The sequence below is a fragment of the Parachitinimonas caeni genome (genome assembly GCF_030129945.1).
Classification (GTDB): domain Bacteria; phylum Pseudomonadota; class Gammaproteobacteria; order Burkholderiales; family Chitinimonadaceae; genus Parachitinimonas; species Parachitinimonas caeni.
In genome coordinates, this window is record NZ_JARRAF010000007.1 from 61,855 (window position 1) to 86,705 (window position 24,851).

General features: G+C 53.4%; 28 protein-coding genes and 1 tRNA gene. 13 read left to right on the top strand and 16 right to left on the bottom strand.

The features are described from left to right. Positions 1 to 77: 77 nt before the first annotated feature. The 5 genes from PZA18_RS07925 to PZA18_RS07945 all read left to right on the top strand — a co-directional run bounded on the left by PZA18_RS07925 (position 78) and on the right by PZA18_RS07945 (position 3,268). Positions 78 to 287 carry a hypothetical protein gene (locus tag PZA18_RS07925; protein ID WP_284100282.1) on the top strand — a complete coding sequence of 70 codons (210 nt, stop codon included), beginning with the start codon at positions 78 to 80 and terminating at the stop codon, positions 285 to 287. Then, positions 284 to 568, top strand: a complete 285-nt coding sequence (locus PZA18_RS07930) for a (2Fe-2S) ferredoxin domain-containing protein (protein WP_284100283.1) — start codon at positions 284 to 286, stop codon at positions 566 to 568. Before PZA18_RS07925 ends, PZA18_RS07930 begins: the two co-directional genes overlap by 4 nt. A 53-nt stretch (positions 569 to 621) precedes the next feature. Next, positions 622 to 1,842 (top strand): sensor histidine kinase, encoded by a 1,221-nt coding sequence (locus PZA18_RS07935; RefSeq protein WP_284100284.1) that lies wholly within the window; start codon positions 622 to 624, stop codon positions 1,840 to 1,842. 82 nt (positions 1,843 to 1,924) lie between these two features. After that, positions 1,925 to 2,674, top strand: coding sequence for a LytR/AlgR family response regulator transcription factor (locus PZA18_RS07940; RefSeq protein WP_284100285.1), 750 nt, complete (start codon positions 1,925 to 1,927; stop codon positions 2,672 to 2,674). 21 nt (positions 2,675 to 2,695) lie between these two features. Continuing rightward, positions 2,696 to 3,268, top strand: a complete 573-nt coding sequence (locus PZA18_RS07945; protein WP_284100286.1) for an acyl carrier protein phosphodiesterase — start codon at positions 2,696 to 2,698, stop codon at positions 3,266 to 3,268. Between the two features lie 614 nt (positions 3,269 to 3,882). Here PZA18_RS07945 and PZA18_RS07955 read toward each other — a convergent pair. Both PZA18_RS07955 and PZA18_RS07960 read right to left on the bottom strand, forming a co-directional pair. After that, positions 3,883 to 4,956 (bottom strand): Hpt domain-containing protein, encoded by a 1,074-nt coding sequence (locus tag PZA18_RS07955; protein ID WP_284100287.1) that lies wholly within the window; start codon positions 4,954 to 4,956, stop codon positions 3,883 to 3,885. 104 nt (positions 4,957 to 5,060) lie between these two features. Next, positions 5,061 to 5,981: a LysR family transcriptional regulator gene (locus PZA18_RS07960; RefSeq protein ID WP_284100288.1), complete on the bottom strand. Its 921-nt coding sequence runs from the start codon at positions 5,979 to 5,981 to the stop codon at positions 5,061 to 5,063. Between the two features lie 104 nt (positions 5,982 to 6,085). On the opposite strand from PZA18_RS07960, the gene PZA18_RS07965 reads away from it, so the two are divergent. From PZA18_RS07965 to PZA18_RS07990, 6 genes are all read left to right on the top strand, one after another. After that, on the top strand, positions 6,086 to 6,685 hold the full coding sequence (locus tag PZA18_RS07965) for a short chain dehydrogenase (protein ID WP_284100289.1): 600 nt from the start codon (positions 6,086 to 6,088) through the stop codon (positions 6,683 to 6,685). A 349-nt stretch (positions 6,686 to 7,034) separates the two neighbouring features. Continuing rightward, positions 7,035 to 8,105 carry a ribosome small subunit-dependent GTPase A gene (rsgA, locus tag PZA18_RS07970; protein WP_284100290.1) on the top strand — a complete coding sequence of 357 codons (1,071 nt, stop codon included), beginning with the start codon at positions 7,035 to 7,037 and terminating at the stop codon, positions 8,103 to 8,105. A gap of 425 nt (positions 8,106 to 8,530) precedes the next feature. Beyond that, the gene (locus tag PZA18_RS07975; RefSeq protein ID WP_284100291.1) at positions 8,531 to 8,773 is read left to right on the top strand and encodes a hypothetical protein; all 243 of its coding nucleotides are present in this window, start codon (positions 8,531 to 8,533) and stop codon (positions 8,771 to 8,773) included. Between the two features lie 314 nt (positions 8,774 to 9,087). Then, complete coding sequence (locus PZA18_RS07980) at positions 9,088 to 9,531, top strand: nitrogen fixation protein (RefSeq protein WP_284100292.1); 444 nt, start codon at positions 9,088 to 9,090, stop codon at positions 9,529 to 9,531. Positions 9,532 to 9,858: 327 nt separating this feature from the next. Then, entirely contained in the window at positions 9,859 to 10,059 is a 201-nt protein-coding gene (locus PZA18_RS07985; protein WP_284100293.1) for a hypothetical protein, read from the top strand. 483 nt (positions 10,060 to 10,542) lie between these two features. Then, a complete protein-coding gene (locus PZA18_RS07990) occupies positions 10,543 to 10,995 on the top strand; it encodes a nitrogen fixation protein (protein ID WP_284100294.1) in 453 nt (150 codons plus the stop codon). Between the two features lie 321 nt (positions 10,996 to 11,316). On the opposite strand, the gene PZA18_RS07995 is transcribed toward PZA18_RS07990, so the two are convergent. The 5 genes from PZA18_RS07995 to PZA18_RS08015 form a co-directional block, all read right to left on the bottom strand. Continuing rightward, positions 11,317 to 12,903 carry an ABC transporter substrate-binding protein gene (locus tag PZA18_RS07995; RefSeq protein ID WP_284100295.1) on the bottom strand — a complete coding sequence of 529 codons (1,587 nt, stop codon included), beginning with the start codon at positions 12,901 to 12,903 and terminating at the stop codon, positions 11,317 to 11,319. Positions 12,904 to 13,023: 120 nt separating this feature from the next. After that, the gene (locus PZA18_RS08000) at positions 13,024 to 14,622 is read right to left on the bottom strand and encodes an ABC transporter substrate-binding protein (protein WP_308447348.1); all 1,599 of its coding nucleotides are present in this window, start codon (positions 14,620 to 14,622) and stop codon (positions 13,024 to 13,026) included. 154 nt (positions 14,623 to 14,776) lie between these two features. Next, the gene (locus tag PZA18_RS08005) at positions 14,777 to 15,898 is read right to left on the bottom strand and encodes a beta-ketoacyl-ACP synthase III (RefSeq protein ID WP_284100296.1); all 1,122 of its coding nucleotides are present in this window, start codon (positions 15,896 to 15,898) and stop codon (positions 14,777 to 14,779) included. 201 nt (positions 15,899 to 16,099) lie between these two features. Further along, positions 16,100 to 16,175: transfer RNA gene (locus PZA18_RS08010), tRNA-Thr, on the bottom strand. Between the two features lie 120 nt (positions 16,176 to 16,295). Further along, positions 16,296 to 17,315: a CDP-6-deoxy-delta-3,4-glucoseen reductase gene (locus PZA18_RS08015; protein WP_284100297.1), complete on the bottom strand. Its 1,020-nt coding sequence runs from the start codon at positions 17,313 to 17,315 to the stop codon at positions 16,296 to 16,298. 243 nt (positions 17,316 to 17,558) lie between these two features. Between PZA18_RS08015 and PZA18_RS08020 the strand changes: the two genes are divergently transcribed. After that, positions 17,559 to 18,287, top strand: a complete 729-nt coding sequence (locus PZA18_RS08020) for an NAD-dependent epimerase/dehydratase family protein (protein WP_308447349.1) — start codon at positions 17,559 to 17,561, stop codon at positions 18,285 to 18,287. Here PZA18_RS08020 and PZA18_RS08025 read toward each other — a convergent pair. The 6 genes from PZA18_RS08025 to PZA18_RS08050 are packed head-to-tail and all read right to left on the bottom strand — an operon-like array spanning position 18,241 to position 22,896. Beyond that, positions 18,241 to 19,005, bottom strand: coding sequence for a flagellar brake protein (locus PZA18_RS08025; protein WP_284100299.1), 765 nt, complete (start codon positions 19,003 to 19,005; stop codon positions 18,241 to 18,243). The genes PZA18_RS08020 and PZA18_RS08025 overlap by 47 nt on opposite strands. Positions 19,006 to 19,049: 44 nt before the next feature. Then, complete coding sequence (locus PZA18_RS08030) at positions 19,050 to 19,637, bottom strand: SCO family protein (RefSeq protein ID WP_284100300.1); 588 nt, start codon at positions 19,635 to 19,637, stop codon at positions 19,050 to 19,052. A gap of 52 nt (positions 19,638 to 19,689) precedes the next feature. Further along, entirely contained in the window at positions 19,690 to 20,604 is a 915-nt protein-coding gene (gene cyoE, locus PZA18_RS08035) for a heme o synthase (RefSeq protein WP_284100301.1), read from the bottom strand. Positions 20,605 to 20,617: 13 nt separating this feature from the next. Next, a complete protein-coding gene (locus PZA18_RS08040; protein WP_284100302.1) occupies positions 20,618 to 21,613 on the bottom strand; it encodes a COX15/CtaA family protein in 996 nt (331 codons plus the stop codon). Further along, complete coding sequence (locus tag PZA18_RS08045) at positions 21,613 to 22,197, bottom strand: cytochrome C oxidase subunit I (RefSeq protein ID WP_284100303.1); 585 nt, start codon at positions 22,195 to 22,197, stop codon at positions 21,613 to 21,615. Before PZA18_RS08045 ends, PZA18_RS08040 begins: the two co-directional genes overlap by 1 nt. A gap of 3 nt (positions 22,198 to 22,200) precedes the next feature. After that, positions 22,201 to 22,896: an SURF1 family protein gene (locus tag PZA18_RS08050; protein WP_284100304.1), complete on the bottom strand. Its 696-nt coding sequence runs from the start codon at positions 22,894 to 22,896 to the stop codon at positions 22,201 to 22,203. Positions 22,897 to 22,964: 68 nt separating this feature from the next. On the opposite strand from PZA18_RS08050, the gene PZA18_RS08055 reads away from it, so the two are divergent. Next, entirely contained in the window at positions 22,965 to 23,168 is a 204-nt protein-coding gene (locus PZA18_RS08055; RefSeq protein WP_284100305.1) for a DUF2909 domain-containing protein, read from the top strand. Positions 23,169 to 23,237: 69 nt separating this feature from the next. Here the strand turns inward: PZA18_RS08055 and PZA18_RS08060 are convergent, their stop codons facing one another. From PZA18_RS08060 to PZA18_RS08065, 3 genes are read right to left on the bottom strand one after another with little or no spacing between them, the layout of a single operon-like run. Beyond that, on the bottom strand, positions 23,238 to 24,092 hold the full coding sequence (locus PZA18_RS08060; protein ID WP_308447350.1) for a cytochrome c oxidase subunit 3: 855 nt from the start codon (positions 24,090 to 24,092) through the stop codon (positions 23,238 to 23,240). Between the two features lie 25 nt (positions 24,093 to 24,117). Further along, positions 24,118 to 24,309, bottom strand: coding sequence for a DUF2970 domain-containing protein (locus PZA18_RS24965; RefSeq protein ID WP_308447351.1), 192 nt, complete (start codon positions 24,307 to 24,309; stop codon positions 24,118 to 24,120). Beyond that, the gene (locus tag PZA18_RS08065; protein ID WP_284100306.1) at positions 24,310 to 24,849 is read right to left on the bottom strand and encodes a cytochrome c oxidase assembly protein; all 540 of its coding nucleotides are present in this window, start codon (positions 24,847 to 24,849) and stop codon (positions 24,310 to 24,312) included. It lies immediately after the preceding gene. Between the last annotated feature and the right edge of the window lie 2 nt (positions 24,850 to 24,851).

Below are 24,851 nucleotides of genomic sequence, written 5' to 3' on the forward strand. Positions count from 1 at the left end.
ACAAATACCGTCTGGGAGACGTCATGAAGCCATCGCAAAGCAGCGGGAATACCGCTTTCAGAATCCGGAGAGTCTGCTTGTCCTTTATGTTGGCCTTGGGGTCTGTCGGAATTTCCCGACACGTGCTGTCCTGGCTACAGGTAGCCGGTGCCTCGTTCGAGCTGGCGGCGGCGTTGTCGCTGTTGGTCCAGCTAGTAAGCGGCTTGCTGGTTGTAGGGTTACTGCGCCCATTATTGCAACGCCCAACCACCCGGCATCGGCACACCGACGAGAATACCCCAGCATGAAAATCTTGCTTGTGTGCACCAAACAGCGCTTTGGCAACAAGCCTTCCTGCGGAGGCCGTGGCAGTGAGGTACTGGCCGATACGCTGGCGCATCAGATCACCATGCGGGGACTGGCGGACCGGCTGGTTGTGCAGCGCTTTCCCTGCCTGGGTAGCTGCGAAGAGGGGCCGAATGTGCGGATTACAGGTGGTGCGCTGTTCCACCATGTCTGCACCGAGCAGCTTGAGCAGATCCTCCGATGCGCGCTCGACGATGCCGCATCAGAACAACAAGATGACTGATCCGCACTGATGAAGTTTGAAGAACACCCATTGCCCAGATCAAAAGGAGACCCATGATGTTAAGAAGATTGATCAACGGCTATCAGCGCTATGAACTGGAATTGCTGGCCGCCATTGAAGGGCGCGTGCCAGCCGGAGACTGGCAGCAGGTCGGCAACCGTACTCGCCATGCTTTCGCCGACCTCAGCCAGATTGAGCGACAACAGCTGTCATCTCTGGTCAGGCGTTATCAGGGCTGGCAAGGGGTATGGTTCCTGATCCGGCTGATCGCGGCTGCGAGCCTGATCGGCCTGTGTATTCACCTGGGATGGCCCCAGCTGTTTGGATTGCTGGAGGCGATTGCCATTGCCAACGCCTTTGCCCTGGTCACAGGCATGGCATTGCTGGTGGGCTGGGTGGACTATCGGCGGATCATGGCGTATCGCTCCCGTCGATTGGTGCTACTAGGCATTCTCTGGGCGGCCGGTGTGCTGGCTGGCGCCACCGGGGTTCTGCTGCTTCTGGGCAAATCGCCATCAATCCTGTTTGGATTGGTTGGCCGGGTTGTACTGATCGGCGGAACAATAGGCGGCCTGGCTTACATTGGCCTGACCATGCTGGTCAGCATGTTGCGCAACCGCGAGTATCAAGCCTTGAGCGAGCAGCTGCGTGCAGAAGCCGAACACGAGCGGCTGGAACGCCAGCTCAGCGACTCGCGCCTGAAGCTGTTACTGGCCCAGATTGAGCCGCACTTTCTGTTTAATACGCTGGGTGCCGTACAACAGCTGGCCGAGCACGGAGCGCCACGCGCTGCCGCGCTGACGGCAGACCTGATCGTATTCCTGCGCAGCAGCATGACCCAGCTACGCGCAGACAAAGTCAGCCTGGCCGACGACTTCAAGCAGGCCGAAGCCTACTTGCGAGTCATGCAGGTGCGGCTGGGTAACCGGCTACGGTTCGAACTCCACTTGCCTGAAACGCTGGCATCGCATCAGATTCCATCCATGCTATTACTGACACTGGTTGAAAATGCCATCAAACACGGCATTGAACCCGCCTTGCGTGGGGGAGCGGTGATCATCACAGCCAGCCAGCAGGATGCGTGCCTGATCCTGCGCGTTGAAGATACTGGCGTAGGCCTGAAGGACAAGATCAGCGAAAGCGGGGTTGGCCTTGCGAATATTCGCGAACGGCTCCATCTCGTATATGACAGCAGCGCCGACCTGACCTTGGCAGCAGGTGAAGAAGCAGGAGCCATTGCCACGCTGAGCCTGCCTCTCCATCACACAGCCTAGGTTCTGTTAGCGTTTAAACATGAAGCAAGGCGCCAATTAATCGAACCAGCCGAACTGAAACCAAGCGGCTAACGGAGTCTGCATGAACCCGAAAATTCTGATCGCAGAAGATGAACCGCTGATGCGCGAGCGATTGTCAGCGATGCTGCGCGAGCTGTGGCCGGAAGCGCAGATTGTGGTCGAGGCCGAAAACGGCAACGACGCCTGGGATGGCTTTCTGGAGCACGAGCCGGATGTGGTGTTTCTGGATATCCGCATGCCAGGGCTCTCCGGGCTGGAAGTGGCAGAGCGGATCGGCACCAACGCCCATCAGGTCTTTGTCACCGCTTATGACCAATATGCTGTCGATGCCTTTGATACCGGCGCCGTGGACTACCTGCTCAAACCCGTGCAGGTAGAGCGGCTGGAAAAAACCATTGAGCGCATCAAGCAGAAGCTGACAGCACCGCCGGATGATCTGGCGCAGATTCTCAGCCAGCTCAAGGCCGTTGTACCCCAGACCCGACCCGAGAAACTCACCTGGATCAAGGCCAGCGTCGGCAAGCAGATCAAGCTGATCCACGTTGATGACATCCTGTTCTTCCAGTCGGACACCAAATACACCCGCATCGTGCTGACCGACTTCGAAGCGCTGGTGCGCACACCCCTCAAAGACATGCTGGAGGGACTGGACCCGGATCTGTTCTGGCAGATTCATCGCGGCACGGTCGTCAATGCCCGGCAGATTGCGGCTGCCGAGCGACTGGATGCGGAGCGTATGCAGGTGTTGCTGAAAAACCACCCGGAAAAGCTGCCCGTCAGCCGGGCGTTTACGCATTTATTCAAAGACTGACGCCGCCACGAAACGGCCCGCATGAACTACCTCGCCCATCTGTATCTCTCCGAGCCGACACCGGCTTTCCGCGTCGGCAGCCTGCTGCCGGATGTACTCTCGCTGGCACAGTTGCAGCAGTTGCCTGATGCCTTTCATGCCGGCATTGCCCGCCATCGCCAGATTGATGCGTATACCGATGCCCACCCGCTGGTCAGGCAAAGCATCCGCCGCATCAGCCCTGACTATCGGCGGTTTGCGCCGGTACTCATCGATATTTACTACGACCATCTGCTCGCGCAGGCCTGGCAGCGTTATGCGCAACAACCGCTTGAGCAGTTTGCGACCGAGGTCTACGCCGCGTTCGAGCGGCATCTGCACGAACTACCGACATTCTTGCATGAACGATTTGAGGTCATGGCCGCAGAGGACTGGCTGTGCCATTACCGCGAGCCAGCCGGCATCCAGCAAACCCTGGTCCGCATTGGCAACCGGCTGCGCCGACCCGTTGATCTAGGCGGCGCCTTTACCGCGCTTGATCAGCAACGCGAGCGGCTTAGCAGCGACTTCGCCGAATTTTTCCCGCAGCTGGTCGCCCATATCCAGGCACGCTGAGCTGCCTGCACATCGAGGCAGGTCAGCGTCACGTCACACCCGATCGGTCATTGCATTATCAGAAGCGACTGGTGGGCGAGAGGGGGAAATAACGGGATGCGAAAGTACACTTGCCCCCTCAGCAGCGAAGCCCCCGAAGGCCAGGCATGCCGGACATTGCAGCGATTGGGAGATCGGGCGGTTGAGCTGAAACACGAGGAATCCCTCTCTGATATGTGACAGTACGTTGGGCAAAAAACGCTCTGTAACCATGGAAGAGGGTTGGCAGGGTGATTCCGCCGGAGAAGCATGCGGAGTTTGTGGCGTGCGTGGAAAAGGTACTGGATGTTTCACTCAATACGCACACGCCCGTTGCATTGTACGAAGCCTTCGAGCCCGCTACGACCAAGGCCTTATGGGGTGGATTTGAGTTTGTCTCGACGCCCAAGCATCGAAGTTGCAGAGACTGAGCTGAATGTACTGATTACACAGTGCCTGAACCGTCGTATTGGCGACTTCGAGACCCTGTGTAGCGAGGTCGCTGCTTGGCAACTTCATCATGACCGGCAACAGCGCCCGCTTGGAGTGTACGGGGTCGGCAGGAGAAATTCGATTCGTGTTGGGTGCCGGCAGGCTTACGGAGAGGTCAATTCCCTCGCCGTTGCTTCGAAGGCATTGATCAGCGCAGCATCGAAGCGAGTGTCGAGGCCGCCATTGACGTCGAAAACCGTACGCAGGACACCTCTTCGATAGGCATCGCCGGTCTGGCCCGCCACATGCTCGAATAGCAGGTCGGCACAGGCCAGCATCTGAGCACCGGGATGCGGCGGGAGGCTGTAGTCCGGCGCGGGAATCCCGGCGCCATTCGCCCAGAGATGATGCTGGCGAATAATCTGCGCCGCCTCGGCACAGTCGGGCGAGACCGCCAGCAGCCAGCTGGCGGCGGTTTGTGGATGCTCAGCCCAAACAGGCCAATCATCGGTCTTGGGCTTGGGAGGGGTGAGCAATAGCCGGTCTGGCAAAGCCAGCAGCCCGACATCATGCCAACTGACGGCAATCGACAGCAGGTCCGGGTTGCATGGCTGCAGGTAGCGCTGGTTCAAGGCCAGCACCAGCGCCCGCTGGCTGGCTAGCCGCCCCTGCCAGGCAGGCATGCGTCGCTCCAGGGCATCGGCCAGTTGATCACCCACCGACAGGGCACGGGCCAGACTGCCCGGATCAGCTTCCGGAGTATCAGCCCCCTCATCGCCCTGCCAGGCACTGTGCGCCGCCATCAGGATGTGCCGTGATAGCTCATCGGCCTGTTCCTGATCGTTGGCCTGCGATAGCTGCTGGATCAGCCGGGTCAGGGCATCGCGGGGTTTTGTATCGAACTGGTGGGTCTGTACCAGCACCATCATCATTTCCTGCACCTGATCCATGCTTTGCAGCAACGCTTCGGCAACCAGGGCCGAACACAGAAAGGTGCGGTCGCGCAGCTTCTGCATGACATCTTCGAGATGGTGAACAAACTGCATGATGGGGATGGCATTGCAGTAGCCAAAGTCCCCCTTGATGGTATGCATGCGCCGAAAGGCACTCGATAGCAGCTCGACCGAGTGCGGTGCCTGAACCAGGCGGTGCAGATCGCTTTCCAGCAGCGGCAGGTGGTCTTGTACCTCAACCACCACATCTGGCAGTAATCCGAAATCGACATCGGCAGCGTGCATGGTCCACCCAACTGAGTTGAAATCCGCCGCACCAGGCCAGCCAGCATCCATGGCTACCGGATAGGGTCAACCTTCAATATAGCTGACAGATGAAGGCACCGGTTTCATAACCGCACCTGCACACGCTCCTGCCCTGCAAACCACTCGCTGGCAAAATCGATCAGCGCCCGCACCTTGGCGGGTTGTGGCTGGCGATAGGGGTATACGAGGTAGATGGGGAAGTACGGCAGATCGTAGTCCGGCATCACCCGCTGCAGCCGTCCGGCCTGGACATCGGGCTCGACTCGATAACGCGGCAGGCAAGCAAAGCCGGCACCTTGCAGGCAGAGCTTCTGAATCAGCTGGTAATCGTTGATCTTCAACCAGCTACAGACCTCGACACTGGTGGACGCATCTGCCAGAAAAAACAACCAGCGCTCTGCATCACGAAAATGGCCATTGACGATACACGGCAAGGTCGCCAACTGCTCCGGCCGGGTGGGCGCCCCCACCTGCGCAATCAGTGCCGGCGATGCCACCAGCCAATCCCGCCGCACGCCTACCGGCTTGGCAATCAGCCGATCGCTCTGGCCTGGGCTTGAGCGTATTCCCAAGTCAAACCCATCGGCTTCGAGATCGCGAAAGTTGAGGCTCAGATCAACATCCACCTTGATCGCGGGGTAACGCTGCTTGAAGGCAAGCAGAAAGTCCGCCAGGAAGACTTCTCCGAACGTGGTTGGTGCAGTGATGCGCAGCAGACCACTCACTTCCTGCCGCACATTGGTCACCGCGCGACCAGCCGCTTCGAGCGTCTCGCGCAGCTGCTGGCAATAGCCAAGATAAATCTGCCCTGCTTCGGTTACCGTCAGCCGCCGGGTTGTTCTATAGAGGAGTTGCACCCCCAGCGCGCTTTCAAGCTGAGCAACCTGTTTGGACACATGCGCCTTGGAACAGCCCAGCTGTTCTGCCGCCCGCGTGAATCCTCCGGCTTCAGCCACGCACAGATAGGCCATGGCCCAGTCGATATGAGAAGCAATTGTTTCCATATAGTTGACGATAATTCCAGTTTCACCCCGATTATCCCAGCCGGGCAAAGCGCTAAGATGCATCCATCAACTGTTCACCATCACTCGACACCAAGGAGCAAGTCATGAAGATCATCGTTATCGGCGCTAACGGCACAATCGGCAAAAGCATTGTAAATGAACTCTCTTCCCGCCATGAGATTATCAAGGTTGGCAAATCCAGCGGCGACTTTCAGGTTGATATCACCGACATCAACAGCGTTCGTGCCTTGTTTGAAAAGGTCGGAAAAGTCGATGCGATTGTTTCTGCTGCAGGTAATGTTCACTTCGGACCACTATCCGATATCACTCCTGAGCAATACGGCATTGGTCTGCAGGACAAATTGATGGGCCAGGTAAATCTGGCGCTGGTCGGTCAGCACTTTTTGAACGATGGCGGCTCGATTACGCTGACTAGCGGGATTCTCACCCGCAACCCGATCCGCTACGGCAGCAGTGCCTCGATGGTCAACGGCGCGCTCGAAGCCTTTGCCGTCGCCGCAGCCATCGAACTGCCACGCGGCATACGCATCAATGTTGTCAGCCCGAACGTTTTGCAGGAGTCCATGGATGCCTACGGCCCCTACTTCCGTGGCTTTGAGGCCGTGCCTGCCGCCCGGGTGGCCCTGGCCTTCTCACGTAGCGTGGAAGGTGCGCAGACCGGCCAGGTTTACGAGGTTTTCTAAGTTCAGATTCAGTAATCTGCCCCATTTTCCTCGATGACTCCTGTTGCCAATCCGCCTCACCCATCTGGGGCGATTGGCAATTTTTCTTGCCAGCGACCGCTGTCGAGCGCGACACTGGCCGTCCTTTCAAACCCGATTGTGGAGGCTGCCATGCGTACATCTGATCTTGCCCCCCTTTCGGCCGCCTGAACCCAGGTTCATCAGCTCGCACCCATTTTCCCAGCATTTCAGGCTGTTCCGGTCTTTGACCGACGTGCATTGATTCGCCTTTTGGCGGCCGATTTCGTTCCTCGCGCGCTACTGCGCCGTGGTTCTACTCGAACTCATTGCATTCGGACATTTCAAGACCATGATCCATTTCGATTTCGCTCGCCTCGCGAGCATCGGCCTGACTCAAACTTTCGTACAACAGCTCTACACCCAGACTTACCCAGACAACACTCAGCTGTATCGCGTGGTAGATGTCCAGCGCGAACACCTCATGCTGCACGATGGCTGCGATAGCCATTTTGCGCGCCCCCACCCTAGCCTGATCCGCAGCCTGCTTGATGAATTCACAGTCTTGGCAGTGGGCGATTGGGTACTGGCTGAGCGCCGGGACCACCAGGAACTCTGGGTCACCCGGCGTCTGGACCCAATCAACCACCTGTCTCGCCGAAATGCAGACGGCATCAGTCAGGCGGTTGCCAGCAATATCGACACCGCGCTGATCGTCATGGGGCTGGATCTGGACTATAACCTGCGACGGCTGGAGCGCTTTCTGGCCATCGCTATCACGGCACGCATCAACCCGGTTGTGGTACTAACCAAGGCGGACCTCGCTACAAACCTGGCCAGTCAGGTCGAGGCGGTCCGCCAGCGAGTCCCGCCCCACATTGAGGTGCTGGCCATCAATGGCCTTTCCACAACAACGCGGCAACAACTCGTGCCCTGGCTGACGCCCGGCCAGACCCTGGTATTGATTGGCTCAAGCGGTGCCGGCAAATCCACGCTGACCAACACGCTGACCGAATCCAATCAGCAAAATACCGGCAGCGTCAGAGAGGACGATGGGCGCGGCCGCCATACCACCACCAGCCGCTCGTTGCACCGTTGCCCCGGTGGCGCTTGCATCATTGACACACCCGGCATCCGCACTCTGCGCCCAGATGCTGACGAAGCGACCGTCGGCGCTTCATTTGAGGACATCACCAGCCTGGCCGAGCAATGCCGTTTCAAGGACTGCAAGCATCTCGAAGAACCCGGTTGCGCCGTGCGGGATGCGATTCCGCCAGACCGGCTGCGCAATTACCACAAGCTTTTGCGGGAAGTCCGGCGCGATCAGATGACCGCACTCGAATATAAAGAGCAGGTCGCCAAGTGGAAGGCACGCTCGCGCGCCAGTCGCGCCACGATTCGCGCCAAAGGACGCATCGTCTAACCCAAGCCGGGGCGGTCTGACCGCCCCGGCGCAGAAACCACACCTGCCACGGCCACAACAGAACCGACGCACGTCTCCCTCTAAACAATCTTCATGCCATCAAGCCTGGCTCCGCTAACCCATTTTTTTGTTTTCGGAAAATGCCCGATTTAATTCCCGCCAACCGGGACATTCATCCTGTTATTCAAATAATAAAAATGTGAAATTTTACCGAAATAGCTTCTGGTCATTTCCAACCCAGCCATACAAGCGCTTTATTTTTCAAGATATTTCCGCAAATAGTCCATTCGGCCATACTCCAAATGGCTAACCGCACAATTACCAGCGCAATTGCGCAATGCATTTCATGCAGATAAATTCAATAGCGATGGATGCGATAAATCCATCAACCCATTCAAACCGCAGGTAATCAATTTGGAGCCGTCATGAGCAATACCATCAAAACCATGCCAACAGCCTTGAATGTCGAAGAACTGGATGCCGTACTTGGCAAGGCGACCGCCCGCGCCAAGCAGGTGCGTGAACTAAGCGAAACTGAGCTTGCGGACATCTCAGGAGGCGCAACGCTGGCTGTCCTCAAGCCTATCGACATTATTGGACGCCTGGAGCGTCCTGGCGTCATTGATCAGATCAATAACGGCGGCATCATCATTATCGGCCGCCCCTGATCTTTATTTGGCCTTCGCCAGAGCAAGCTGATCCTGGACATCGCTGCCGGTATGGAAATGGGACATCCATCCCATACCGGCAGTGATTTTCCATACAAATGATTCATACAAACCGGAATGCACACAGACGTTCGCTTTTTAATCAACCAATCCACCCAATAAGTATCCAGAAAACCAACTTATCCATTCGATTTTGATTTACCCAATGGCTATTTATGCTGGCATTCCGTTTTCAGGGTAATTACCCCCAGCCATTTGGCAGCTTTCCCATCGGCAGTCTGGTATTCAATACATTCTGATTTGAGGTGATATAAATGAGCGACAAGCCCTTGATGTGCCCAAGCAGCCCCTGGGAAACACCTAACGCCAAGGTATTTGGTGTCGTAGCCGGCACGGTGGAAACACCGGAAGTTCATTATCTGAAAGAAACACTGGATGCGACGCCCGAGCTGGCCGCCAAACTCAACGGCGAAAACCCTGGGGAGGTATTTCGCGTTGCCGCCCCATGCGGCAAAAGCTCTTGCCAGCATCACGACGGGACAGCGCACAAATGCACGCTGGTCAGCCGCATTGTCGGCACAGTGCCAATCATGTTCGTTGGGCGGGCACCGTGTGCCATCCGTTCAACCTGTCTCTGGTGGGCACAAGAGGGCGCCGAAGCCTGCAAGCGCTGCCCCAAAGTCATTACCAACCCTCGCGTGATAACCGAACGCGAGCTGGCCATGGCTGCCCAGCCACCAGAAGCCCCCCATGACTGAGATGCCCCCCTTACCGCCATCATCAAGGGGCCTGCCGTCTTTGGCCCCGCCAGGTGAAGACCTCGAACAAGCCATTAAGCGCTCGCCGCAACCAATAACCATTTTCATAACCGGTATTTAAGCCAAAATCCCCTCCAATTTTGAATCAATTACTACAAATATACCCGCAGAAATATTGCAGGTTTTACTCTTGGCCTTCTGCTCACCAGCCACACACAAAACCCCGTCGCAATTGCACAGATCCATTTCAACGGATAAATTAGGGGCTGATGGGGTAGGTCATTCCATCAATCCATCAAAATTTTAAACAATCAAATCGGAGCAAAAATGAATACAACTAGCAAAATCACCCCGACCAGCCTGAATCTTGCTGAGCTGGATGCGACACTGGCTCAAGCCACCTTCCGTGCCAAGCAAGTCCGTGAACTGGGTGCCGCCGAGCTCAACGCCATTGCTGGCGGCTTAAGCGACGCTTTGGAGGGTGATCGTCGTGTTGGACGTATTGCCGTTGAAGAAAATCAGTTCTGAGCGGAATGCGATTACCCAGGACACTCTTCCGATTTGGTCGAATTCTGCAGCCAGATTAAATGAGTAATGCCTACCAGTATGGAATGCAGATTTCATACTGGTTACAAGCCACTGATTATTTGATCAAAATTTAATCAAGAAACCCACCATTTATTCGATCTCAAACCAGCAGACTCCCCTCCATATACTGATCTATAGCCTGCATTAAAATCCTCAGCAATCCATGATCAGGATCGCAAAAGTCTATTCTGGGCTTCTGTTGACATTTCGTTTCCAGGCAGGCCGGACGAATATGGAGATATCGCCTTACCCATGAGAGGAAAATCGTTGCCGGCAAGGAGCTGAATTGGCTACCTCTACTGACGCCACACCCCAGAATTGACACAACCTTGTCATGGCTGCAGGGGCATGGCACACCGCCACGACATATCACCATCCGGGCCGGGTAGCGCTTCCCATTCGTAATTTCGAGGAAAAACAAAAATGAACGACACCCCCTTGATGTGCCCAAGCAGCCCTTGGGATACGCCAGATGGCAAGGTATTTGGCATAGTCGCTGGCACCGTGGAAAAACCGGAAGTTCACTATTTAAAGGAAACACTGGATGCCACGCCGGAACTCGTAGCCAAACTGAATGGTGAGGATCCTGGTGAGGTGCTGCGTGTCGCCGCGCCTTGCGCCAAAACCGCCTGCAAGCATCACGATGGCGAAGCACATCAGTGCACGCTCGTCAGCCGTATCGTCAGCACAGTACCCATTATGTTCGTAGGCCGCGCACCATGCGCCATCCGTTCCACCTGCCTCTGGTGGGCGCAGGAGGGCGCCGAAGCCTGCAAACGTTGCCCCAAAGTCGTTACACATCCTCGGGTGATTGCCGATACAGATCTGGCATTGGCGGCCGCGCCTCCAAAGCAGGTAACGGATCTGTCAGCCTGAGCGCCGAGCCAGCCACGATGGCGTGTAGCCATCATCAGAAGCCAAAAAAAAAGCCAACCACAGGGGTTGGCCAAGGAGAGGTTCTGCTTGATTGCACACAGATCTTTCAGTTGAGCTGCAGGCAATACGGGAATATCGGAACCGATCACCGGCGCTATTACGCAAAGTGTCGGAAAGACGACAATCCTACCAAGCAAAAGCGGTTTTGAGCACAAGAAAAATGACAAACAGTTTTAAGAAAAACTTAAAGCTGAATGTAGCGTAGATGAGGAAAAGGCAAAACCCCTATCAGAGGCAGCCCTCTGATAGGGGGTATGACGCTTACTTGACGTTCACGCCGGTGAAGTTATTGTTGGTAAACGGCGAGGGCACGAAGCCTGTGACGTTCTTTTGCGATACCACAGTCATCATCGGATGAGCCAACGCCGACCATGGCGCCTCTTCGGCAAAGATCTTCTGGGCTTCTTCGTACATCTTGGTGCGCTCTGCCACCTTGGTCACCAAGCGGGCACGCTCCAGTAGCTCATCGAACTTCTTGTTACACCATCGAGCGCGGTTTTCACCACTCTCTGCTGCCTTGCAGCTCAGGTTAGGGGTCAGGAAGTTGTCCGGATCGCCATTGTCGCCAGCCCAGCCATTAATGGTGACTTCATGCTCGCCAGCCTTGGAGCGCTTGAGCAATTCCGCCCACTCCATCACAACAATCTTGGCCTCAACGCCAACCTTCTTCCAGTCAGCCTGGATCAGCTCGGCCGTCAACTTGGAGTTAGGGTTCGACCCGCCGCCGCCAACACGCACCCAGATGGTGGTCTCGAAACCATTTGGAAAACCTGCCTGCTTGAGCAAGTCCTTAGCTTTGGCATAGTCGTGCGCCAATGGCTTGATCGACTTGTTATAACCCCACATTGACGGCGGGAAAGGCAGGTGCGCCTTGGCCGCACGGCCTTCGTAGACGGTCTTGATAATCGCATCCTTGTCGATCGCCATCGACAGGGCCTGGCGCACGCGCTTATCAGCAAGCGGCTTCTTCTGGGTGTTAAACGCCAAGTAGGAAGTCACCAGCGCTTCGGTAGTCTGGACATGCAACTTGCTGTCAGCCTGCAAGCCCGGTACATCAGCAGGTTTCGGGTAGGTCATGAAATTGCACTCACCCGCCTTGATTTTCTGGGCACGAACAGCGGGATCAGCCGTGATGGCAAATACCAGCTTGTCGATAGGTTGCTTGCCGCCCCAGTAGCTTGGGTTCGCCTCATAGCGGACAAACTCCCCCTTCTGATACTTTTTGAACACAAAGGGGCCAGTACCGACTGGCTGGGTATTGATCAGTTCTGGCTTGCCGTCTTTGACCAGTTTTTCGCCATACTCAGCCGAAACGATAGACGTGAAGCCCATACCCAGATCCGCGAGAAACGGGGCATCCGGGCGGCTCAAGACGAACTTGACCTTGTACGGATCGATTTTCTCGATACTCTTGATCAGATCAGGAAAGGACATATCGTTGGCATACGGCCAACCTTGCTTGCTGGCGGTATGGCCAGGGTGATCCTTATCCAACTGGCGCTTGAAGCTGAACAGCACGTCGTCTGCATTGAATTCACGGCTTGGAGTAAACCATTCCGTGGTGTGGAATTTGACGCCACGGCGCAGGTGAAAGATATAGGTCAGGCCATCGTCACTGATCTCCCACTTTACAGCGAGGCCAGGCACAACCTTGGTGGACCCCTTCTGGAAATCGACCAGGCGGTTATAAATGGCTTCCGATGAGGCATCGTTGGTTGTCGCCGCTGTAAACATGGCGGAGTCAAAACCTTCCGGCTCACCGTCCGAGCAGAAGATCAGCGGCTTAGCCAAAACTGGTGTCGTGGCCAATGCCAGTGCCAACGCACTCAAATGGAAAACAGATCGCATACCTTGTTTCATTTTTTCACCCACAATGATTGACTGTGCTGGCTTCGCCAGCTTTCTCACTCCGCAAACACGTAAAAAAGGACAGGCATGCCTGTCCTTTTCCCGGAACGATCCATCCGTTTACTTCAGGCTGACTCCGTAGAAGGAGAACAGGCCGAACGGACTTACCTTGAAGCCATCCACTTCCTTGCGCATCGGCACATGAACGGTCGAGTGTGCAACGGTAGTAAACGGTACTTCCTTCTTGAACACTTCCTGCGCCTTCATGTAGAGCTTGGTGCGCTCCTTGATGTCGGTAACCTGCTTGCCCTTCATCACGGCGTCGTTGAACTCCTTGTTGCACCAGCGCGAGTAGTTGTTACCGCCAATTGCATCGCAGGACAGCAAGGTGCCCAGCCAGTTGTCCGGATCTCCGTTGTCACCGGTCCAGCCCAGCAGAATCACATCATGCTCACCAGCCTTGCCGCGCTTCAGGTACTCACCCCACTCATAAGTGGTGATCTTGCCGTTGATACCGATCTTCTTCCAGTCAGCCTGGATCATTTCAGCCATCAGCTTGCCATTGGGGTTGTAGGGGCGTTGAACTGGCAACGCCCACAGCGTCACTTCAGTGCCCTCGGCAACACCTGCCTTCTTCAGCAACTCCTTGGCCTTTTCCGGGCTGTAAGCAGCATCTTTGAGCGTGGTGTTGTATGACCACTGGGTCGGTGGCATCGGGTTGGTTGCAGCCTGGCCTGCACCTTGGTAAACCGCATCCAGAATGGCCTTCTTGTTGATCGCCATATCCAGCGCCTGACGTACCATCAGATTATCCAGAGGCTTCTTGGTGGTGTTGTAGGACACATAGCCAAGGTTAAAGCCAGACTGGGACATGATCTTGAGTTTGGCGTCTTCCTTCAGACCTGCCAGATCAGCAGGCTTGGGATGCGCAACCACATCGCACTCGCCAGCTTTCAGCTTTTGAGCACGAACCGCTGCATCGGAGGTAATCGAGAACACCAGGCCATCAAGCTTCAGGTCGGCTTTCTTCCAGTAGTTCTTGTTGGCAACGTAGCGGATGACCGAGTCTTTCTGGTAGCTCTTGAAGATGAAAGGACCGGTACCGATCGGCGCAGTGTTGATTTCGGTGGGCTTGCCTGCCTTCAGCAGCTTGTCAGCGTACTCAGCAGAAAGAATCGAGGCAAAGGACATTGCCATGTTCTGAAGGAAAGGCGCATCAACCTTCTTCAAAGTGAACTTGACGGTGTAGTCGTCCACTTTCTCAACCTTGGCCAGGTTGTCATCCATGCCCATATCGGTTGCATATGGGAATTCTGTCGCGTAGGCCTTACGGAAAGGGTTCTCCTTATTGACCATCCGGTCAAAGGTGAACACCACGTCATCGGCATTGAAGTCACGCGATGGCTTGAAGAAATCGGTGGTGTGGAACTTCACACCCTTGCGCAGCTTGAACGTATAGACCAAGCCATCCGTGGAGACTTCCCACTTTTCCGCCAGGCCGGGCTCAACATGCGTGCCACCCCGCTCGAACTGTACCAGTCGGTTGTAGATGGTCTCGGCCGATGCATCAAACGTAGTACCGGATGTGAACTGACCCGGGTCAAAACCTTCAGGACTACCCTCAGAGCAAAAGCGGAGGGTCTTCGCAGCATGTGCATTCATGCCAACAGCCGCAACCGCAACAGCCACAGCAACCTTCAGCAGCTTGAAATCCTTCATCGTCATCCTCTCAACGTTGTAGAGCAATTACCCCGATCTGGGACTGGTTGACTATACGTCTTGCACGTATGGCGCGGAACGGTAGCACAAGCGCTGGCGGCAGGGCTAGCCGCGTTGCAACATCTGGATGCATTCATCCAGATGTCATGCAATCTCAGCGTTTTCGCACGATGACGCTACCTACCGAATACCCCGCGCCAAACGAACATATCACCCCTACTTCCCCAGCGGTCAGATCAGCGCGATGGAGGTGGAAAGCAATGATCGAACCAGCTGAGCTGGTATTGGCAAACTGGTCGAGAATAACCGGGGCTTCAGCAGGCTCAGGATCACGTCCCAACAGCTTGCGAGCGATCAGCTGGTTCATATTGAGATTGGCCTGATGCAACCAGAAACGACTGACAGATTCCGGATTCTTATCAATACCTTGCAAATGACCGGCAATGTGTTCGGCCACCATCGGACAGACCTCTTTGAACACCTTACGGCCTTCCTGTACAAACAGCTTATCCCGCTTACCAATACCCGCCTCATCCCCCCGATTGAGGAAGCCAAAGTTGTTGCGGATATTGTTGGAAAACTGCGTGGCCAGCTTGGTACCAAGCACCTCGAAGCCCGGTCTACGCGCCAAGTCGGCACGCTCCAGCACCAGAGCCGTGCAGACATCACCGAAGATGAAATGGCAATCACGATCTCGCCAGTCCAAATGTCCGGAACAAATTTCTGGATTGATCACCAGCACCCGTCGCGCAGTGCCCGCCTTGATGGCGTTAGCGGCCTGCTCAATGCCAAAAGTCGCCGATGAGCACGCGACGTTCATATCGAACGCGTAGCCACCAATACCCAGCGCCTTCTGTATCTCAATCGAAATGGCGGGGTAGGGTCGCTGCATATTGGACGCCGCACAGATCACCGCATCAATCTCTTCCGGGCTGCACCCCGCGTTGTCGAGCGCCTGCCGAGCGGCTGCTACCGCCATTTCTGCCATTAATGACAGCTCATCATTGGTCCGCTCAGGAATGGAGGGCGCCATGCGTTTGGGGTCAAGTACGCCAGCCTTATCTACCACATGCCGCTGCTTGATGCCTGACGCTTTCTCGATGAATTCAACCGAAGACTCCTGCAGCGGCTCAAGGGAACCACTCGCAATGTCTGCAGCGCGCATAAGGTTGAAATCCGCCACGTAGCGGTTGTAAGACTCAACCAGTTCCTGGTTGGTAATGGTACAGGGAGGGGTATACAAGCCTGTACCAGAAATGACAACGATAGGGAGCATACGGAGAACCATCCATGAAGGCGCCACGCCCAAGGCGCGAATGAAGGCGGATAATAGCCCAGCGCGCTTTCAGGGCGAAAGTAGAGTGCATACTCTCGCCGAAAAGCCTTGCGAGCCAAAACCTCTTGGCGGCGGCAAAACAGCGAAACCGGCGCACCAATGCAAAACGGCTCGCACAAGGCGAGCCGTTTTGTTTATTTCTGGTGCCGGCGAGAGGAATCGAACCCCCGACCTTCTGATTACAAGTCAGCTGCTCTACCTACTGAGCTACACCGGCGAAGAGCGCGCATTATATCTAACTTTTACCGAAACACCACGCTTTTTTTCATATTTTTCTCGATCAGCAAGTAAATTTTTCGCAAATTTCCTTAAAAATCCTTACCAATCAATGCAATATCTACTTCAGATCTTTAGCCAGAAAGAATGCGTCAGAGAAAAACTCTTCCTGCGGCAACCCTCTTGCAGTGAACGTGGTATGAGCAGCTTCGACCATAACCGGCGCTCCGCAGGCATAGACCTGAAAGCCCGATAGATCGGCAAAATCATTCAAAACCGCTTCATGCACCAAGCCCACACGCCCTGGCCATGACTCCTCAGGCTTAGGCTCCGATAAAACAGGAATAAAGGTAAAGTTGGAATGCGCCTGCTGCCATTGTGATGGCAGAGATGGCATATACAGGTCCGCCATGGAGCGACACCCCCAGTACAAGATCATTTGGCGCTGCATGCCTTTGTGCAAGGCATGCTCGACCATGCTCTTGATAGGTGCAAAACCCGTACCGGACGCAATAAAGATAATCGGCTTGTCCGAATCTTCACGTAAAAAGAAACTACCTAACGGCCCGTTAAATCGCAGGATCTCTCTTTCCTTCATGGTAGAGAAAACATGCTCCGAAAATTCACCACCAGCAACATGGCGAATATGCAGCTGCAGAAATTCATCATCATGCTGTGCATTCGCCAGAGAAAAGCTTCTTTTCTTACCATCCTTCATCAAGATATCGATATATTGACCGGCAAGAAATTGCAGGCGCTCATTGGTTGGTAATTTCAAAGACAATACCGCTACATCGTGAGAGACAATCTCAATTTTTTGGACACGACATGGCAGCGTTTTAATTTGAATATCCTTGGTTGCGACAATTTCGCGGCACTCAATCGTGATATCCGCTTGCGGATAAGCACAACAGAATAACGCCAACCCAGACTCGGCATCAGCCGCACTCAAGGCAGTAGCCTGATTGGGCTTGTAACTCACTTCTCCGCACAGCAATTTACCTTTGCACGCCCCACAAGCGCCATTGCGGCAGCCGTAAGGCATATTGAAGCCTTCTCGGAGCGCCGCCTGCAGGATGGTCTCGTCATCCTGCATGGTGATCAGCTGCTTGCTGGGTTCAATGGTAAGTTGTTTCGGCATGATGGATTCTTTCAAGTACAAACGTAAAACGTATAAATTTCGCTACAATCGCAAATTATGCGAAGAATTCTAATTGTAGGTAGCGGGGATATCGCCAAGCGGGCCATTCCATGGCTATGTCGGCGGTTTAAAGTATTTGCGCTGATTCGGAGCCAGGAAAATGCTGCAGATATACGCAAACTCGGCGCCATTCCGATATTGGGCGATCTAGACCGATTCTCAAGCCTGAAGCGTCTTAGCGGTTTGGCGGAAATCGTTCTGCATTGCGCTCCGCCCAGCAATACCAGTCTAATCGACCATCGAACCAGACGGCTTTTGGCGTGTCTGTCGGCGGGCGGCAGTTTACCATGCAGAGTGGTGTATATCAGCACATCCGGGGTGTACGGCAACTGTGGCGGCGCGCTAATCCCCGAGACACGCCCAACCCACCCGGAATCGGACCGTGCCGCACGGCGGGTTGCCGCAGAACAGCAACTTCGTAGCTGGTCGAAGCATTCCAAGGCTGCGCTGTGTATTCTGCGGGCCCCAGGCATCTACGCGGCAGACCGCTTGCCGCTTGCCAGGTTAGCTGCGCGCACACCAGCCCCGATCGCTGAGCAAGACAACTACAGCAATCATATCCATGCTCAGGATCTGGCCACGGCACTGTGTTTGGCGAGCTTTCGCGGACGCGGCGGGCGGTCGTTCAATGTCAACGATGACAGCAAATTGAAAATGGCCGAATGGTTCGATCTAGTCGCCGATGCCTTCGACCAACCCAAGCCCCCCAGAATGCCCCTGACGCAGTTGCGCGAGGCATTGAACCCAATTCAGTGGAGCTTCATCCGGGAATCACGAAGGCTGGACAACCGCCGGGTAAAAAAAGAACTCGGCCTGAGGCTGGCCTACCGCACGCCTATTGATTTATTGAAGGAAATCCAGGCGACTATTTCTTCAAAAGTTGATGACGTTCACGCTCCAACTGAGCAATGAAGCGCTGCAGAACATTTTCATACTGCCTTGGCAAGTCAATAAACTGGAAGCCGACCAAACGTTGCACCGTGCCATTCTTCTGAGTGATGGTGCGCTTGCCACGCACCTCCAGTTTGACTTCAAGCAGACCAAATGCGCCCAAGTCGAGCTTGCAGCCAGGAAAAACGTCCATAACATCAAGCCCATCCACGCCCACTGGTAGCCAAGCGCCAAGCCCGCCCAAGCTGATGTCGTGTAAGGACAGTTCAAGCACCTTGCCTCCGGCCAGCGGAATCTTGCACTTGAAGGGTTTGCCCATCGGCGTATCAAGTCGAAAATACTCTCTTCTCTGCAGCTTGATTAAATCTGCAGGAAAATCCGACTCCAAGGCAGTCAAGCCCTGATAGCTTGCTTTGCGAACGCCGCGCACCGAAAACTGAATTTTGACGCCATCGGGTGCCGCCACGAATACGCAACGATCACTGGCAAGCAAGGCACGGTTGGTTGACTCAACTGCGCTGTTATCAAAAATAAAAGTCCCTTGCTTGGCATCAACATCCAGCACCGTGGTCAGCATGAATTGCTGACCATTGGCAAAATAAACCGACACAAATTCGTTACTGGCAGAAAGGCTGCGCAGCACGTAGCCAATCTCCAAAGGAGAGCGCAACAGATAAGGGCCGACATCGACCCCATCTGGTATCAAGGTAACTGTATTTTTTAAATCTTGTTCAGCCACAGCAGCAGAGCCCCAGAAAAGACAGCGAAGGGTGTCGCCACCTATTATTGGTTCAACAATAGAGAAATATCATGACTAAAAACAGCGTCACCTGCACCATGACTGACATACAAACGCAGACGACCTGTCTTATCAAACACATAGCTGCCGGTGCTGTGATCGACGGTGTACTCGCCAACCTGTGCGCCGGGTGACTTCTGGAACACCACCTTGAATGCCGAAGCTTCGCGCTGAATTTCTTCCAAACTGCCAGTCAACCCAAGAAACGACGGGTGAAATGCTGGCACGTATTGCGAAAGAATCGCAGGACTATCACGCTCCGGATCAAGCGACACAAACAGCACCTGTACATTTGCGGCTGCAGTACCCAGCTGTTTCATCGTTCGGCCTAAATCTGCCATGGTGGTCGGGCAAATATCCGGGCAATGGGTATAACCAAAAAAAACCACCACGACCTTGCCCTTGAATGACTCAATACTGACAGCACGACCATTGTGATCTTTAAGCTTCAACGCCCCGCCAATAGCACTGCCCGTTACATCAGTAGCCTTAAATTGCAGTGGCTGGGCACCGCATGCAGCAAGAAATAAAACCAGCATACATGCCCAGAACCTTAGCAGCGACGATTTCATGAATTTTGGTTACCTCAACCGAATACCACAAGCTATTCAGCACCCATACCAGCTACCACCGCACGCCAATCGGCAAGTAATGATCCACCAGCAAAGCTGCGAACAATAACGATAAATACAGAATGGAATAGCGAAAAGCACTCCTCGCCAGCTGGTCGCTATAACTGCGCATCAACGACACTGCATACCAGATGAACACACCATCCAGAATCAAAGTGGAACTGAGGTAGACCCAACCGGACATCTGTGTCGCGACGGGCAGAATGGTAATCGCACAGAGGATGAATGTGTACAACAACACATGCAGACGAGTAAACCACTCCCCATGTGTAACCGGTAGCATCGGCAAACCCGCCCTGGCGTAGTCATCACGCCGATACAGCGCAAGCGCCCAAAAATGCGGGGGCGTCCAGGCAAATATTATTAGAAACAGAATGATGGCCTCGTGGCTCAACTGACCGGTCATTGCCGCCCAACCCAGCACTGGCGGCATGGCACCGGAAGCCCCCCCAATTACAATATTCTGTGGTGTCGCCGGTTTCAGAAATACCGTGTAAACAATGGCATAACCAACAAAGGTTGCCAGCGTCAACCACATGGTCAAAGGATTCACCCAGACATACAACATCCACAATCCCATACCGCCCAAAGCAGCTGCCAATACCAGAGTCGAGCCATTGCTGACCTGACCTCTTGGCAAAGGCCGGGCACGGGTTCGCGCCATGCGGGCATCAATATGCTGCTCGACCAAGCAGTTAATGGCTGCAGCTGCTCCAGCCACCAAGCCAATGCCAACTGTTGCAGCGAGCACCAGCCCCGCAGGCGGCAAACCCGGAACCGCAAGAAACATCCCGATCACCGCACAAAACACGATCAAGGACACCACTCGCGGCTTGGTCAGCGCCAGAAATTCCTTGAGCAGAGCCAAGCTGAAATAACCATCACGCTGGATATTGCTGGTCGCCATCTATCATCCCCAATCAAACTCGAACCCTGAAATTGATCGTCAACATAACAATCAACAAAAATGCAGCACCGGCATTATGCGCAACAGCCAATAAAAGCGGTAACTGCAGCACTACATTTCCAACTCCCATCGCAATTTGCAGTGCCAGCGCGCCAAGCAGCAAATAGCCCAAAACCCGGAAAAAGCCTGTCGAAACCAATCGAAAAGCGAGCCAAACGCCATAAGCCAATACGCAGCCAGCCATTAGGCGATGCAAATAATGAATAGCCGTCACATTCTCCATGGTCAGATTTGCACCATTTGGCTTCATTCCCAATTCACGGAAAATATGGAATGCGTCACCAAATTCCATTGCCGGCCAAAATGACCCCTGGCAAGTTGGAAAATCGGTACAAGCCAGCGCCGCATAATTCGTACTCACCCATCCACCAAGCGCAATTTGAATCAAAACCAATATCAAACCAACCAAACTAGCCGTGCGCAAATTACCCGCATCACGCCCACCAGATGGGAAAGACATCTGGCGTAACGCCAACCAATACAGCAAGCCTAGTGTGGTCAGCCCACCAAGCAAATGCGCTGTCACAATTGCCGGCTTTAATAGCAAAGTAACGGTCCACATCCCCAATGCTGCTTGAAGCAATAAAACGCCAATTAAAGAAGTTGCAAGAACGGGAGATTGACCGATATAACGTTGCTTGGTAATCGCCAGAAAAACAATGGCGAGAATCAAAAAACCCAGGCCTCCGGCAACGTAGCGATGGATCATCTCCTTCCAAGCCTTGGCTGACTCTACAGGGCTATCAGGATGTAACTGCTGGGCCCTGGCTAATTCATCAGGGCTATCCGGCACACCAATATGACCATAACAACCCGGCCAGTCCGGACAACCAAGCCCTGCGTCCGACAGCCGGACGTATGCCCCCAAAACAATCAGACAAAATGTCCAGAAAACGGCTATCAAGGTCAGCCGTTTAAAAATTCGCCGAAAATTATTTGAATTATTCATTAGCCAATTGCCTCATTATATTTAAGCAATTTTGTTAGCTCGCGGATAATCTTCATTTTATCGGCATCTCTTGCGTAGCGCATGACCTGATTACCCAATGGGTCAATAAGGTAAATATATTGACTGGCAGCCTCCCCATCCTTCACGGGCAATGTATTCTCACCAGACAAAGAGAGAATCTTGGCACCGTGGCTAAAATTTTTCATAGCCGGAGATATCTGACCTCCGTCAGTTATCAGCCATACCCTTTCAACCCTCTCCATTTCTTTACCTTGGGCCAGCCTTAATTGGCGGATTGCAAATAGCGCATCCTGACATTTCTCCTTACACGCAGCTCCATCCGCTACCAGTAATAGCCACTTACCGCGCAAGCCAACCAGCGAAGCAGAATTGCCGTATTCATCCTTCAATGGCATGGGCTTTAATGGTTGAGTCGGTAACAGCTCTCCATAAGACAGGCCTGTTTTCGGCTTCCAGAAATAGTAAGAAAAATAGGAGAGCGCGACCGGCGCTGCACTGATCAGTGCCAGCATCAAAAAAAAACGACGCCCCCGCTTTATCGCATCACCTTGCATTTGTTCCATGATTTATCTATCCAGCTTTACATGAAATTTCATAAAAATAATCAATGCGACACAGCCCAGAAAAAACCACTGCAATGCATATCCAAGATGTTTAGCCTCATCGGATTTAGGATCTTCCCATTGTCTTGTCAGCCCATCATGTTCTTCAGCAACCTCCTGCATAAATACGTGTTCGAGATCGCTGCCAATTTTTTGCCTATATTGATCAAATTCAAAATGTTGCCAAATATCACCATTTCTATTTTCCGGTGTCAGCATATATGGCTTATTCTCAGCCCCTATCAAACGGGTCTGAATCGCTACATTGCCCACCACGTCCCGCCCACGCCACTCAGGCTTGCCACTTTGGCGAGGAAGCCACCCTCGCACTATTGGAACGAGCCGGCCATTACCCGTGAGCTGAAATGGCTGCACCACCCAATAACCGGCCGTACCACGAAAAATCTTGTTATCTAAATAAATGGTTTGATCGCGAATCCAATGGCCATTCAAAACAAACCGCCGGAACTGATATTCGGAACCACGCTCACCATGCCAGACAGACGGCGGAATGCTACGGGCGACCACCTGCGCCTGAAATAACTGCTGCTTATAACTGGCTCGACTAAACTGCCATTTTGACAGCCAAGCCGTTACCGCCACCACACACACCAATGCCAAGACCATGATTGGTCGAGGCCGAATCACACTGAGTTTCAATTCTTCGTCCTGCGGTCATTTGGTCCGCCCATGTTAAGATTGCTGCATTCAGATTTCACGAGGCAACAATGAAACCGATTGCAATTATATTGCTGATTTTAATTTGCGTGTTGCTCGGCAGCGCAATGAAACAACTCATACATAAAAAGAATGACAACAAAGCCGTTGTCCGGGCACTCAGCATACGGGTGGCATTATCTATAGGCCTATTTATTTTGCTTCTGCTTGCCAATTACTTGGGTTGGATTACCCCCCACGGCGCCACCCCATAAATTTGCTCCTTACAAAAGAAAAAAGTGCAGCTGCGCTTCCGCAGTCTGCACTTTTCATACAGCGATTTTTTACAGCCAGTAAACAAATACGAACAAAATCAGCCACACCACATCCACAAAATGCCAATACCAGGCAGCTGCTTCAAAAGCAAAATGGTGGTCCGGTTTGAAATGACCTTTAACCGAGCGTAGCAATACGACGGTCAACATGATCGCGCCAATCATGACATGCAGGCCATGAAAACCCGTCATTAAATAAAAGGTTGCGCCATATACACCAGAAGCCAGGGTGAGATTCATCTCTGTCCAGCCATGGTGATATTCATATGCTTGCAGACCCAGAAAAGTAAACCCTAACGCAACCGTCAACAAAAGGAATAATTTAAGTTGACCACGATTATTATTGACTAATCCCCAATGTGCGACAGTTAAGGTCAAACCTGAAGTCAGCAGCAGGATGGTGTTAATCAGAGGCAAGCCAATCGGCCCCATGGCGCTATATGGCTCCGTGCCATTTGGTGCAACAGCTGTTGGCCAAACCGGATTGAAGTCAGGCCAGAGCATTTTATGAATCATGTCGCCAAGCTCAGGAACCGAAACAGCACGCAAATAGAATAAAGCGCCAAAAAAAGCGCCAAAGAACATTACTTCTGAAAAAATAAACCAGCCCATTCCCCAGCGGAAGGATAGATCAACATTGGCACCATATCGTCCACCTTCTGATTCGCCAATAACATCACCAAACCAGCCAAATAGCATATACAACAAAATGGCGGCACCGACCGCAATCGACCAATAGCCGAGTGAGTGCTGATTAACGGCAAAGGCAGCACCCAAACCAATAAAGAAAAGGGCCACAGCTCCAACCAAGGGCCACTTGGATGGCTGGGGAACAAAATACCCAGTCTGGCTTGATGACATCATCTACTCCTTTTGATTTTTATAAAACTTAATGGGTAACTGAACGTACCAGCGTGATCAGCAAAAAAATGAAAACTGCAGCGCAGAATATCGCTGCAAATATAATCTGCCATATGGTCAGTTTTGACACATCGTTCTTAGAATCTTTGCCTCTGCGCACACCAAAAAACGCAGACAAAACTGCCAGAATGGCTCGGAAAGGATTAATCGGATTACCCATTTACCCTCCCTTGGTAGCCCCTTCAACCATGAAGAATGTATAAGAAAGAGTGATTGTATTTACATCTTTGGGCAGTGAAGGCTCAATTGCAAACACAACAGGCATTACCCTGCTCTCTTGGCCACCCATGGTCTGTTTTGCAAAACAGAAGCATTCGAGCTTTTTAAAATACTGCGCAGCCAAGGCCGGGCTATAACTGGGAATAGCCTGACCAGCCACTTTATCTGCAGATTTGTTGGTAACCCTATATTGCACATGAACCAACTCGCCAGGGTGGACCATGACCTTCTTTTTCTCAGGGATAAAATCCCATGGCAAGTCATGACGAGTATTGGAGTCAAACTCGACGGTAATCCAGCGCGTTTTATCAATCTGGGTATTGCCCATTACATCGGGCTTCATCATGTTATTGATGCCGGTTACGCTGCAGATCTTTTCGTAAAAGGGAACCAGCGCGTAACCAAAACCGAACATCATGACTGCCACTATAAGTAACCGCCGTAGTATTTGGCGGTTACCCGGATCGGACGTTTGACTCATTG